Origin of the sequence: Odoribacter sp. AF15-53 (assembly GCF_003479425.1) — a bacterium.
Classification (GTDB): Bacteria; Bacteroidota; Bacteroidia; order Bacteroidales; family Marinifilaceae; genus Butyricimonas.
On sequence record NZ_QUHC01000009.1, the window covers coordinates 49,464 to 63,537 of the forward strand.

At 45.0% G+C, this 14,074-nt stretch carries 9 protein-coding genes; 7 read left to right on the forward strand and 2 right to left on the reverse strand.

The features are described from left to right. Positions 1-50 precede the first annotated feature (50 nt). The gene (gene cysS, locus DWW52_RS16315) at positions 51-1,520 is read right to left on the reverse strand and encodes a cysteine--tRNA ligase (protein WP_118716535.1); all 1,470 of its coding nucleotides are present in this window, start codon (positions 1,518-1,520) and stop codon (positions 51-53) included. 266 nt (positions 1,521-1,786) lie between these two features. After that, on the reverse strand, positions 1,787-2,584 hold the full coding sequence (locus tag DWW52_RS16320; RefSeq protein ID WP_199692013.1) for a M48 family metallopeptidase: 798 nt from the start codon (positions 2,582-2,584) through the stop codon (positions 1,787-1,789). A 240-nt stretch (positions 2,585-2,824) separates the two neighbouring features. Between DWW52_RS16320 and DWW52_RS16325 the strand changes: the two genes are divergently transcribed. The 7 genes from DWW52_RS16325 to DWW52_RS16355 all read left to right on the forward strand — a co-directional run bounded on the left by DWW52_RS16325 (position 2,825) and on the right by DWW52_RS16355 (position 14,013). Continuing rightward, on the forward strand, positions 2,825-3,421 hold the full coding sequence (locus DWW52_RS16325) for a sigma-70 family RNA polymerase sigma factor (RefSeq protein ID WP_118716586.1): 597 nt from the start codon (positions 2,825-2,827) through the stop codon (positions 3,419-3,421). A gap of 253 nt (positions 3,422-3,674) precedes the next feature. Further along, on the forward strand, positions 3,675-4,817 hold the full coding sequence (locus DWW52_RS16330; RefSeq protein WP_118716537.1) for a FecR domain-containing protein: 1,143 nt from the start codon (positions 3,675-3,677) through the stop codon (positions 4,815-4,817). A 183-nt stretch (positions 4,818-5,000) separates the two neighbouring features. Next, positions 5,001-8,303 carry a SusC/RagA family TonB-linked outer membrane protein gene (locus DWW52_RS16335; RefSeq protein ID WP_158582640.1) on the forward strand — a complete coding sequence of 1,101 codons (3,303 nt, stop codon included), beginning with the start codon at positions 5,001-5,003 and terminating at the stop codon, positions 8,301-8,303. 10 nt (positions 8,304-8,313) lie between these two features. Then, positions 8,314-9,711 (forward strand): RagB/SusD family nutrient uptake outer membrane protein, encoded by a 1,398-nt coding sequence (locus DWW52_RS16340; protein ID WP_118716539.1) that lies wholly within the window; start codon positions 8,314-8,316, stop codon positions 9,709-9,711. A gap of 25 nt (positions 9,712-9,736) precedes the next feature. Next, positions 9,737-10,480 (forward strand): DUF4843 domain-containing protein, encoded by a 744-nt coding sequence (locus DWW52_RS16345; protein WP_118716540.1) that lies wholly within the window; start codon positions 9,737-9,739, stop codon positions 10,478-10,480. Between the two features lie 25 nt (positions 10,481-10,505). After that, positions 10,506-12,176, forward strand: a complete 1,671-nt coding sequence (locus DWW52_RS16350; RefSeq protein ID WP_118716541.1) for a PKD-like family lipoprotein — start codon at positions 10,506-10,508, stop codon at positions 12,174-12,176. A gap of 25 nt (positions 12,177-12,201) precedes the next feature. Next, positions 12,202-14,013, forward strand: coding sequence for a PHB depolymerase family esterase (locus tag DWW52_RS16355; RefSeq protein WP_118716542.1), 1,812 nt, complete (start codon positions 12,202-12,204; stop codon positions 14,011-14,013). Positions 14,014-14,074 lie beyond the last annotated feature (61 nt).

Genomic DNA, 14,074 nt, shown 5'->3' on the forward strand with positions numbered 1-14,074 from the left:
ATTATGAAATTTATATCTGCAATTTAAAATTCTAAATTTAAAATCTAAAATCATTCAAGGCTCCATTCGTAGCCGTCCTTCGTGTCTTTTATTTGAATTCCGGCATTCTTCAGCTCGTCCCGAATGCTGTCCGAGGTTGCCCAATCTTTGTTTGCCCGGGCTGTTTTTCTCACGTTCATCATGGCGTCGATAACTTTTCCCAAAGCTTGATTGCTGGCGCTTGAATCATCTTCTCCTTTCAGTCCGAGGATATCGAACACGAAGCTATGGAACAGGTTCTTCAAGGTTTCCAAGTTCTCGGTATTGATCTTTTCGCTTCCGGCAGCAATCGAGTTGATCATTCTGACCCCGTCGAACAAATGGGCAATGAGGATTGGGGTATTGAGATCGTCGTTCATGGCCTCGAAACAATTGGCTTTTAGCGTGTCAACGTCAACCGTGTTCTCGTTGGACGTTTTCAACCGATTTAATTGCGCGATAGCGGCAATCAGTCGTTGATATCCTTTTTCCGCGGCTTTCAGGGCCTCGTTGGAGAAGTCCAGCGGACTGCGATAGTGGGCTTGCAGGATAAAGAAACGCACGGTCATGGGCGAATACGCTTGTTCCAGCACGTTGTTGTCTCCGGCAAAGAGTTGATCCAACGTGATGAAGTTGCCCAATGATTTACCCATTTTCTGCCCGTTGATGGTAACCATGTTGTTGTGCATCCAGTATTTCACCGATTCGTGGCCTTGTGCTGCTACGTTTTGGGCTATTTCGCATTCATGGTGCGGGAATTGCAAGTCTAGCCCACCTCCGTGAATGTCAAATGTATCTCCCAGATATTTTTGGCTCATGCAGGAACATTCCAAGTGCCAGCCGGGAAACCCGATACCCCAGGGCGACGGCCAGCGCATGATGTGTTCGGGAGTAGCTTTTTTCCACAGGGCGAAGTCAAACGGGTTCCGTTTTTCTTGTTGTCCGCTTAATTCCCGGGTATTGGCAAATAATTCGTCAATCTTGCGGCCGGAAAGTTTACCATAGTGATATTTTTGATTGTAGCGTTCCACGTCGAAATAGATATTACCTTGACTTTCGTAGGCATACCCGTTCTCGATGATTTGCTTGATTAATTCCTGTTGCTCGATGATATGGCCGGAGGCATGCGGTTCGATGCTGGGGGGAAGCGTGTTCAACTGTTCCATGTTTTTATGGTAACGGTTCGTGTAGAATTGCACGACTTCCATGGGTTCCAGTTGTTCCAACCGGGCCTTCTTGGTGATCTTGTCCTCTCCTTCATCCGCGTCATTCACGAGATGCCCCACGTCCGTGATATTGCGTACATATCTTACATGGTACCCGATGAATTTAAGATAACGGAATAACAAGTCGAACGTGATTGCCGGACGAGCGTGACCGAGATGTGCATCCCCGTACACGGTCGGACCGCAGACATATAATCCCACGAAAGGAGGGTTAATAGGTTCGAATAATTCTTTTTTACGACTTAACGTGTTGTATATCGTTAATTTGTTTTCCATGATACTATAATGCTTTATTGATATGATTCAACAAAAGTAGAAATTTTATCATTGAAAATAACGGGAAATGGTAAATTAATGCCCGTTTTTTGTCGTTTTATGATATATTTTCCACTTCTTCAAGTCTTACATATATTCGTTATCTTTTCGTTATCTTTTCGATATATCTTCGTCTCTATAGAGGAGTATTTGACGATAGTATATCGAAGAGATAACGAATATGTGTAAGCTAATGTATTGATTATTCTATGTGTATGCGATTTGCTTTAATTCTTTTTGTATTTCATTGCTTCGGGAATGGCGGCTTTCAGCTTGGCAATACGATTCGCGTCGGCCGGGTGGGTGGAAAGGAATTCGGGTTGTTTTCCGGTTCCGGCATTGGCCATTCTACTCCAGAAAGCTACCGCCTCGTTGGGATCGTATCCGGCCATTGCCATGAAGATAAGTCCTAGGTGGTCGGCTTCGTACTCGTGTTTCCGGGAGAACGGGAGTGTGATTCCCACGTTGGTTCCCATACCGATTGCGGCAGAAAGTAGGGCTTTTCTCGTGTCGCTTTGGTTGTGTCCCAGAATTTCAGTTGCGGCGGCCTGTCCGTACTGGATAAGGGCTTGCTGGCTCATGCGCTCGTTACTGTGGTGGGCGACGGCGTGAGCGATTTCGTGTCCCATAACGACAGCGATTCCCGCGTCTGTTTGGCAATAGGGCAGAATCCCCTCGTAGAAAACGACTTTCCCTCCGGGCATACACCATGCGTTCGGCTCGTTGCTGGCAACAAGGTTGAATTCCCATTGAAAGTTGGCAATCTGATCCTGCAAGCCGTTTGCCGCCAGATATTGTTCCACGGCTTTGGAAATACGGGCTCCCACGTTTTTTATGCGTTGTTTGTTTACCGCATCAGTGGAGAGTTTATTTTCTTTCAGGAAACTGCTGTACGAGGTTAAACTCATGGATACCATTTGATCCTCTGGGAACAGAATAAGTTGGTGTCTGCCCGTGAGTGGCACCGTGGCACAGCGCGAAAGAAGTAAAAATGCCAGCGCGATGAATGTGAGGCGTAAGATCATCCTTTTCATATATTAAGTAATTGAGTTTTATATTTCAAATGCTAAAATATAATACGAATTCGATATATGCAATGTTTGCCATGCGGTTAATTGTTTTTTTCGGGCGCTTTGTTAAATGCTTTTTTGTGCGAATGTGTTATTAAATGTTTTTTCCTTGATTGTTGAAGTGTGATTTTTATTTGAATATGGTTAAAGTGCGGAAATTTTATACCTTTGCGGGGAGCGGTTAATGGTGATATTATGCTAAAAGAAGATATTCAAATATGTGAATTACTAAAAAAGAGAAACCCTAAGGGACTAACGTGTCTTTTTGAAGTTTATTATAAGCCTTTGGTCCTGTGGGGAGCTACTTTTTTGCATGATGTCAGTCAAGCCGAAGATTTGGTTCAGGATTTTTTTGTTAAGTTGTGGGAAAACAGGACTTGCGAGAAACTTTTACCTTCCACGTTGAAATCTTATTTGTATGTTTCCGTGCGTAATTTGGCTTTAAACGCGAGTATAAAAACAGATCCTTTACGACATGCCTGCGATTTGGCTTGTTTTGATGAGCCGTGGGAGGAGTATGATAATTTTAAAGAGGAAATCATATATAAGGTAGAAAAAGCAATAAAAGAATTACCCGAACGAAGCCGGGAGGTTGTACAATGCGTGTACTTGAAAGGGATGCGATATAAAGAGGTCGCGGAAATGCTGAATATTTCGGTTGCCACGGTGAATACGTTATTGGTAAATGCGTTGAAAAAGTTAAGACAGGTTTCCAAAGAGAACGAAAATGTGATACTTCTTTTCTCGATATATCGTTCTCTTGTCGCTGAAAATGAGAAAGTTCTTGCGTGAAGGATTTTTTTTGAAAAAAAAGTTGATTTTTGATTCAATGATTTTTTGTTTTAGCTTGTACTATATATAGGAGGGTGTATAAAAAGATATTAAACGATCGTTTAATGATTCTTTCAAAGCCTTATTTTTAGAGCGATTATTGGGGTCGCTTGTATTTTCTTTATGTATCATAATTAAGCAATTAGCAATATTGCTGTTTTTTTTCCAAACATTTTGTTTTTTTGATAGGTGACTCTCATTAAACGATCGTTTAATGAGAGAGATAGAGGATATTGATTTCTTGTTAATGCGCTACGTGTTAGGAGAAATGAATGACGATGAAAAAGTGCTGGTGCGGGAGTGGATTGCGGCTGATGAAAAGCATGCGGAATATTACAAAGATTTTCAGATGTTTCACCTAAAAATGGAATGGGGGATGCGTGCCAATGCGGTGGTACATGATTCTCTGACGCATCGGCGAGTGAAGGCACGGCAACGTCGTTTGCGGGTTTTGTATTGGAGTGTGGCATGCCTGATCGTGTTGTTCAGTGTCGGGGGAATATTGTGGATGCTCCCGGAAGATGAACCCGTGTACGTGACGGAGAAAATTGAACCGGGTAAATCGAAGGCGGTACTTTACATGGCCTCCGGTGATGTGGTGAATGTTGACGGGCAGACGGGAGTCATGAAAGAGAAAGACGGAACCCGGATAGAGATTGACGGAAAGGAGGGAATTGCCTATCGGGTGACCGGGGGACAACAGCAAGAAGAAACACTTTCTAACCGGATCGTTATTCCTCGCGGGGGAGAATTTAAACTGATCTTGGCGGATGGGACGGCTGTCTGGTTGAATTCCGATAGTGAATTATCTTACCCGACGGCCTTTGCCGGGCAGAAACGGGAGGTATTTTTGAGGGGTGAGGCTTATTTCGATGTGAAACCCGATAGCTTGCATCCTTTTATCGTGCATGTCGACGAGGTGCGGATTCAGGTACTTGGAACCCAGTTTAATATTAACACTTACGCGGAGGGAAGTATCAAGACCGTTTTGGTCGAGGGAAGCGTGGATTTGAGAAATCGTGCGGGAGAACACGTGGTACTTACCCCGAACCGAATGGCGGATTACCGTACGGTGGAAGGTCGTTTCGAACTGACGGATGTAGACGTGCAGCCCCATGTGGCTTGGCGGGAGGGTAATTTTATATTTCAAAGCGAGTCCCTGGAGAGTATCATGAATAAATTGTCCGTTTGGTATGATCTGAACGTGTTCTATGCTAATGAAGGGTTGCGGGATATACGTCTGTCGGGAAACTTGGAGCGATTCTCAGATGTCGGGAAACTGTTTTCCAAGTTCGAACAAATTTCGGAAGCCCGTTTTAAGATACAGGGGAAAAATGTGATAATCAGTAGTAATTAATGTGAGTGTGCAATAAAAAAAGATGAGGGTGTGCGACCACCTTCACCTTTTGAAATTAGTAAATGAATAGGTAACAAATATGGCTTGATCCTATTCTATTGTTTAATGTTCAAATACAAATTTATGAAATTGAAAGGACTTTATGCCTTATCAGGGGTAAAAATTTCTCAAATTACAAAGATCATGAGATTATTTACGATTTGTATGTTTGTTTTTGTGTTCGGAGCCTCCGCCAATAGCTTCTCGCAGAAACAGACTGTGACGTTGGACTTATATCAATGTGATGTAAGCACGTTATTTCAAGAAATCTGGAAACAGACAGGTTTGCGTTTCGTGTACAATGACCGGGACGTGGCAAAAGTTGCCCGGTTTGACCTGCAGGTGAAGGATAAGGCCGTGGAGGAGGTACTGAAAGATGTTTTTCATGAAACAACATTAAGATGTACTTTCGACGGGGATGTGATTATGGTGATTGCCAGCAAACAACAGGCTGTTGCGGCCGACACGGTGAAAAAAGTGACGGTGAAAGGAAAGGTGACGGATGAGGCGAAAAATCCTTTACCCGGTGTTACCGTGGTCGTGAAGATTCCGGGAATGGAGTCCAGCGCGATCGGTACGGCCACGGACATCGACGGGTTGTATGAATTGTCATGGGTGGATCAGAAAAATGCCTCTCTTGTGTTCACTTTTGTCGGGATGATAGCCCAAGAGGTGAAGTTTACGAACCAGAAAGAGATTAACGTGGTATTGAAAGAGGACTCGAAAGAGGTTGAGGAGGTGGTCGTTACCGGATATTTCAATCGCACCAAACAGAGTTCCACGGGAGCGGAGGTTTCCGTGAAAGGCGAGGAACTTCGGAAAGTGGGATCGTTAAATATGTTGCAGGCCATTTCGGCGTTCGATCCTTCCGTGCGCACGCTCCCGAACAATCAATGGGGTAGTGACCCGAACCATGTACCGGAGATTTCTATTCGAGGTGAGAATGGTTTTGATTTGAGAAGTTCAGCCGACGATTCTCGTTCTAACCCGAATGCCCCGTTGTATATCATGGATGGTATCGAGGTTTCCGCTACCACGGTATACGACTTGGATATGAACCGCGTGGAGGCGTTCTCTATTTTGAAAGATGCTTCGGCCACGGCCCTTTACGGGTCGAGAGGTGCCAACGGGGTTATCCTGATCACGACGGTCCGGCCTCGTTCCGGGGAGTTACGGGTATCCGTGAACGCTCGCTATGATATTTCAGCACCGGATTTGAGTGATTATAATTTGATGAATGCCCGTGAGAAGTTGCAGTACGAGAAATTGGCGGGAGTGTACACGAGTAAAGGAGGTCTGGAAGAACAGATGAATAAAGACGAGTTGTATAATAGTCGTCTGGAAGAGGTCGCACGCGGGGTAGACACGTATTGGCTGTCGAAGCCGTTGCGTACGTCAGTAAACCAGCGTTACAGTGTTTTCGTGGAAGGTGGTGACGAACACATGCGTTACGGGGTTGATTTGAAATATGATACGGATAAGGGAGTTATGAAAGGTTCCGGTCGCGAGCGTTGGGGGGCCAAGATAAATTTGAACTACAATTTAGATAATAAATTGATTGTCACGAATGATTTGAACGTGGATGACGTGAAAGGTGAAAATTCTCCTTACGGGGACTTCTCCCAGTACACGAAGTTGAACCCGTACGAACGGGAGAAAGATCCGGAAACGGGAGAACTTATCCGTCGGTTTGCATCGAATAACCTGAAAAATCCTTTGTTGGATGCCACTTTACCGAACACGGATTATAATCGTTACACGGAAGTGAAGGATAATCTGAGTGTCGAATGGCGGGTAACATCTCATTTCCAGATCAAGGGATTGGCTGCATTGACCAAAAATATAACCAAGAATGATAAATATCGTTCGGCGGAGTCTTCGGAATTTGACACGCAGACAGACCCGAACCAGAAGGGAAGTTACACGATCAGTAATTCCACGACGATTAATTTCGACGCGAATCTCCGGTTCATGTACAACAATGTATTCGCTGACAAGTACACGGTGAGCGCCGGTATCGGTAGCGAGCTTTCTACTTCGAATTTGACGGGAGAGGGTTTCACGGCCGTGGGATTCCTGAGCGACAGGTTGAAGAATATCCAGTATGCCCAACAGTTTAAGAAAGATTCGAAACCCACGGGAAGTTACGATAAGACGAAGATGGTGGGTTTCTTTGCCAATTTGAACGTGGGGTATGATAATCGTTACTTCTTGGATGCTTCTTTCCGTACGGACGGTTCCAGCAAGTTCGGGCGTAATTCCCGTTTCGCTCCTTTCTGGTCGGTAGGTGCTGCCTGGAATCTGGACAAGGAATCTTTCTGGACGGGAACGGGATACATGAAGATTCGGGCTTCCGTGGGTAGCACGGGTACCACGAATTTCACGTCGGATCAGGCGTTAACTCAATATTTGTACCAAAGTACCTCGGAATATAACGGTATTTACGGTGCGGTGCTTTCCGCTTATGGTAACCCGTCGCTGAAATGGCAGAATACCCTGCAATACAATGCCGGTGTTGAGGCAAGTGTTTGGAGAAATATGATCGTGGTTAATTTCGATGCTTACTTGAAACGTACGCAAAATCTGTTGTTGGACATTGATGTGGCTCCCTCTACCGGATTCTCTTCTTACAAGGAGAACATGGGATCAATTGATAATAAAGGTTTTGAAGCCCGTTTGCGCTTTAACCTGATTAATGATCGTTCTAGGGATATGACGTGGAACGTGACGATTGCCGCGGCTCATAATAAGAACGAGATCCGGAAATTGTCTACTGCCATGAAAAAAATGAACGAGGAAGCGTTGAAGTCCACCAATTCCAAGGGGGATACCACGATGTTCCGTTTGTACGAGGAGGGACGTTCCCAAAGTGCCTTGATGGTGGTACGTTCTCTGGGGATCGACCCGGCTACCGGTAACGAGATTTATATCAAGAAAGACGGTTCGTTGACTTACGAGTATGACGTGAACGATAAAGTGGAAGTGGGAGATGAGAACCCGAAATTCCAAGGGAATGTCCAGACGAATTTCTACTGGAAAGGGTTTAATCTTTATTTGTTATTCAATTACGAGTACGGGGCTAAGATTTACAATACCACGTTGGCCACGAAGGTGGAAGGAGCCGACCCGCTATATAACGCGGATAAACGTGTGCTGTACGACCGATGGAAAAAAGCGGGGGATGTCGCCATGTTCCGGCGTATAGACGACACGAGTGATTTGTATCAAACGACCCGCTTGGTGCAGGATAATAATTTTATCAATCTTTCCAGCCTGTCTCTTTCTTATGACGTGCCGCAAGACATATTAACCAGAACTTTTATAGAACGGTGTAAGCTGACTTTCTCCATGACGGATGTATTCCGCATTTCCAGTATCAAACAGGAACGGGGAACGTCTTATCCTTTCGCACGTTCATTTTCATTCGCGCTTAATCTAACATTTTAAAAACTGATATATGAAGACACAGTTATTTATAATGGTTTGTTTGTTGTTTTCGTTGACCTCTTGCAATAAATGGCTGGATGTGGAGTTGGAAAATAAGGTGGACGAGGATAAATTGTTCAGCACAACCGAAGGGTTTAAGGAGGCCTTGGCGGGGGTGTATAGCCAGATGGCCGGGAAGAGTATGTACGGTCAGGCTCTCACGATGGAGTACGTGGATTTGATGGGGCAGTACTATTCCTATAATTCAGTCGGTACCGCTTACACGTATTTCAAGGACTTTAAATATACGGACAAGACTGTGAAAAGTACGATTGCTTCCTTTTGGAACAATTTGTATAGTTGTATTGCTGCCGCTAATAATATTTTGAACTGGGCGGACAAAAACGCGGGAGTTTTGACCGGGACCGACCGGGATCAGGTTCGCGGAGAAGCGTTGGCTTTGCGGGCATTCCTGCATTTTGACTTGTATCGTTTGTTTTGTCCGGATGTGAAATTTTCACCCCAGACGGAAGGAATTCCTTATAACAAGGAGTTCGGGGTTGCTTTACCCCCGATGTACACGGTTGAGGAAATCGTGCAGTTGATTATCAACGATTTGAAAGAGGCGGAAACCTTGCTGGCGAATGACCCGATTGTTTCTACCGTACCCTACACGTTGGATACGAAGAATGACGCGGATAAATATGTTGCCCGGATAAACCTGTACGGGGTGAAAGCCATGCTGGCGAGGGCTTATCAGGCAAAAGGGGATAACGTGAAGGCTGTCGATTACGCGAAAGAGGTGATCGAGAGCGGTAAGTTCCGTTTGCTTGAATTTTCCAGCGTGGACCAGACGGAGGCAGCGACGGACGTGTTGTTTTCGGACGAACATATCTTTTCTTTGCGCAACAAGGATTTGAAGGATTACAGCGAGAAGTTACATCGTGATGAGAAAAAGGATGGAGCCACGCAAGCCAAACCGTTACCGTTTGGAAGTTATTATAACTGGTACGAGGGGAATAATGATGATGTCCGGTATTCGAAATGGTTTAACTTGGGCGATTTCATGAAATATTACATGGCTAACACGGATCTCTTTTTCCGCAAGATGCCGATGATCAAGCTTTCCGAGATGTACCTGATCGTGGCCGAGTGTTCTTTTGACACGGATTCGGATGTGTCTTTGGAGTATTTGAACATGTTGCGTGACCACCGGATTCGGAATCACGTGCATCTGCAATACCTGTCTAAAGAGTCGATTCAGGACGAGATGCGCCGGGAATACTTGGGTGAAGGACAAATGTGGTACGTGATGAAACGGAATAATCTGAAAATCGAGACCGGTTCGGCAGATGGAAGCATTGAACCTTCGGATGTGGTGTACGTGTTCCCGATGCCTGATGCCGAGATAGAAGACGGACATAGATAGAATTAATCTTTTAATACGTAGAAATATGAGTAAATTAATATACCTGTTTGCTGTTATCTATATCATAATCTCGTTTGCCGGGTGCGATCAGGATATAGATTACCCTTACGAGGGGAAAGACCGGATTCAGTTCAAGCACTTTTCCGTGGTGAATAACAAACGTGTTTACACGGATTCGGTGGTATTTTCATTCGGTTTGTTGAGTGATACGATTCACGTGGACACGGCGAAAATCGTGATGGAGTACTTGGGTAAGGGATCGGATCAGGCACGTACCTATAACGTGAAAATCGTGGCGGATTCCACGACTGCCGTGGAAGGAACCCATTACGAGGCCTTCCCGGAGGTGCAGACATTCCGTCCCGATAAACTGACGGATACGTTGCGTATCGTGGTTTACCGGGATCATTTGAGTAAGAGTTTCGCTAATCCCAAAAACGAGAGTTTGTATTTGCGGTTGGAGGAAAGCGAGGATTTCGATCTGGGCTTACGGGGCGGGATCAGTATGAGAGTGTTGTTGAACGATTATTTGTCCCAACCAAGCTGGTGGACAGGTCACGGGGGATTGGGATATTTCCACCCGAAGAAATGGCGTATCCTGATTTCTTTTAATGCGGATTATGCCAAATCGAATTGCTCGTTCAACCAGAACAACGAGGGGAGAACGTATGCCCAAGGATTGGATAGCTATTTGAGAAACGTACCCACGTACGACGACGAGACAGGTATGCGCCTTTACCTGACTTACATGCAGGAAGTCGAGAAATAGGATGTTGAAAAATAATTGATAAATTATGAATTTGAAGAATATATGTTGTTTTTTTGTCATGGCATTGTTTTTCTATGCATGCTATGATGACAAGGGAAATTACGATTACCGGGAGATCAACGAGATCACGGTGGAAGGAATCGAAGCCTCGTATGCCAGAGACGTGGACGATAGTTTGCGTATTTACCCCGTCTTGAAGGGAACGATGTACGAGGACACGTCACGTTTCACGTATCGCTGGGAGGCTGCCGGTCGGAAGTTAGCCGAGACGTATAACTTGGAGATACAGGTGGATATGGTGCCGGGAGAGCGGTCATGCCGATTCGTGGTTAAGGACAAGGAAACCGAGGTCGAAAAGTATCATCGTTTCACGTTGAACGTGAGTTCTTCCACGGCAGGCGATCTGATCACGGTGTTGAGTAAATACCAGGGACGGGCGGAGTTGTCCTATCTGCGTTTGGATAAACCTTCAAACTGGGCGATTAATTATTTCATGGATCGTTACGAGGCCCCGCTGGGTGTCGAGCCGAAACAGTTACGGATTTTGTATGCCGAGGCAAGTCGTTGCCAACCTTTCGTGAACGCTTATGGCCGGATGATGGTTTTGGCGGATAACCGGGTGAGTTTGCTGGATAAGAGTACGTTGATGCAGGACACGCTGAACCCTTACTTGACGGGCGAGGCTTACACCGGACTGGCTTCTTATCCACCACCAGATATTGAGGGATACGAAAGTCAATATTTAGTGGAAGAGGGAATTTCTATCTGGAGGGGTAATCCCTATGGTGCTTCATTTCAACAAATGACATATTTTGCCGAGATTTCTGGAGGAACCTTGTATACAGCGGTTTTGGCTCCTAGTATCTGGACCCCAAGTTATTCGTATAAAAGTAAAAGTCCCCATAAAGGAGTGCTTTCGGCTTTCGGTTTCTGGGATGGGATGAACCCGACGGCCGATTCGCCTACCCTGATTAACATGGGTTATAGTTGTGGTGATCTTATTTTGTTTGATAAAACTTATGGTCGGTTTGTATATGGTAGTGCTTACGGTGGCGTGAAGGAGATTAAAAAGGCCGATTTTAAATATTTTGAAGGGTACAATCTGTTGTGGGGGAGTGCCACGAATATGGCAGACGATGCCTGCGTGGCCGTGTTGAATGACGGGGATAATTGTCGTCTGGTATTGTTTAAAACCGGAAAGGAAGAGGAAAACGAGAAAAATACCACGAAGAAATGGGTTGCAGATATTGCCGCCGGTAACTTGATCAAATCGACGACGAAATTCTACTGTATGAAATACACGAATTACATGTTCTTCGTGACGGACGGTAGTCTTTACCTCTACAATCTACTGGATATCCAGAGTGGTATGGCCCCGAATGCTCGTAATCTGGTGGCGAAATTGACGGATCTCGGTTATGATGCAACTGCCGTTATCACGGATATTTGCGTGTCTCGGACAGAGAAAACTCTTTTGTTAGGTGTTTCGCGTTATGGGAATGACACGGAGGCTGCCGGGGAAGAAGCAAAGGGTGATTTGTTGTACTTTGACCTGAACAGTAGTACGTTGGGCGTTCAGTATAACGAGGGGAAATCTTACAAGGGTATTTCCGGAATCCCGGTAGACGTGGAGATCAAATACCAGACGCATTGGCGTGATGGTATGTTTAAGGGTGAACTGAAAGATAATATTTAAGTCGGAAAACTTAATATAGGATATTATGAGAAAGTATTTATTTTTATTGATCGTTCCTTTTTTGGCGTTGTTTTCCTGCGTGGATGACAACAGCTCTTATGAATCCCAAGAGAAGGAAAAGGTGGATGTGGAAGGTGTTACCCCCGGCGGTGGGGAAGAAGAACCTCCCGTGGATGGCGTGTTGACTCCGGGGGTGCATTTAATAACCTTGGATGTCGAACAGCCGGACGGGACTGTCGTGCCGAGAAGGTTCAAGTATTTCATGCCTTCAACGTTGGTGACGAGTAAGCCCATTTCGTTGATTTTTGAATTTCACGGGAGTTATGAATTTAAAAGTGATGAACTTCCTTCAGACCCGTTGGAGGGATTGTCGAAGACTAATGCTTTGTGCCAGTTGGCAACACGAGAGAATTGTATTGTGTGTTTCCCGGCGGGAGAGGTCGTGACGCAAACGGATGGTAGCGGTGCGGTGAACTGGCAGAATAGCGAGAACCATTTACCTTTCGTGGATGCGATGCTGGATTTCTTTGGCAAAAGCACCCCGTCCGTTGATCCGAAACGGGTTTATTCCACCGGGCAGTCGAGTGGTGCCATTTTCTCTTTTGTTTTGGCATTCTATCGTTCGGAGAAATTTGCAGCTATAACCCCGCGTGCGGGACAGATGAAGTTCGGGGATGACGAACCGTTACCGGCACGGGCAGTTCCGATTCGTGTGTTTGCGGGCGAGATCGACGAGACGGTTATTCATTCTGCCGTGTTGGAAAACATGACAAACTGGGCGATAAAGATCGGCGGGTATTTCCCGGCTGACATGGTTTATACTGCAAAAGCATTTGAGATCGAAGAGTATAAAACCGTGGATACCCGCGTGTGGCATGGAGGAAATGCTGATTTGGAAATTTATACCTTACTTGAAGAGGGACATGGTATTAATGTCGTGAGATGTACCACCCTGATGTGGGAGTTTATGTCGGCTCACCCGATGGATCAGGAAACCGTAAATTGTTTCGTGACAAGCGAGACCCACGAGATTGTTGCCCAGTGCGGGGAGAAAATAGAATTTGGTATTAACTATACGGATGGGGCGGAATTGACCGTTACCGGTGAGCCTAAAGGTTGGAATTATCGGTTGAACGGTAAAACCGTTAGTATGACAGGCCCGGTTGATTTCTTCGGAGATATCGACCGTAAAGGAGAAATGATTTTGACCGTATCTATTGGCGGGCAGACTGCAAAGGATACGATTTCCTATGAATTGAAAGCCCCGAAAGAGTACTTCGAAGTGGGAGATATTTACTATAACGACGATTTCGAACCGGTAGGTGTGGTTTGTTGGGTGAATAACGCGAATATCAAGGAGGCGAAGATCATTAATCTTGAAGGTCCTAATTCCTATGGAAATGTTTGGTATGGAGAGGGACTTGGTAATGATTTTGAAACCCCGGATCAATATGATGGAGAAGGGAATACTGCTAAAATGATAGCAAGGAAAGAAGCTTTGAATTTATCATTGTCTGCTGCGAATTCTGCATTTGTATGGGCTGCAGAGTATTCTTATAAAGGTGTTTCAGGGTGGTATTTACCTGCCGTAAAAGAGTTGGAAGCAATTGCTTCTAACGTGGCTGTTATACAGGAGAAAATGAAAGAATTGGGTGTTTATACAACAAATTGGGATTTTTCTGCAAAGACATTGTATTCTTCGACCACGGAAACAGGTGGAAAGGGAAAATTGTTTTATAATTATAACTACTCCACGAAACAGGTAGGATATGGTGATAGTGCTGATGAATATTTAGGATATATTTATGCTCGTGCTTTCAAAAAAGTTTCTAAATAACAGAGTGTTGTGAATTATTTACCCTACTGGCGCTTTGTCGGTAGGGTAAATTTAATATTTG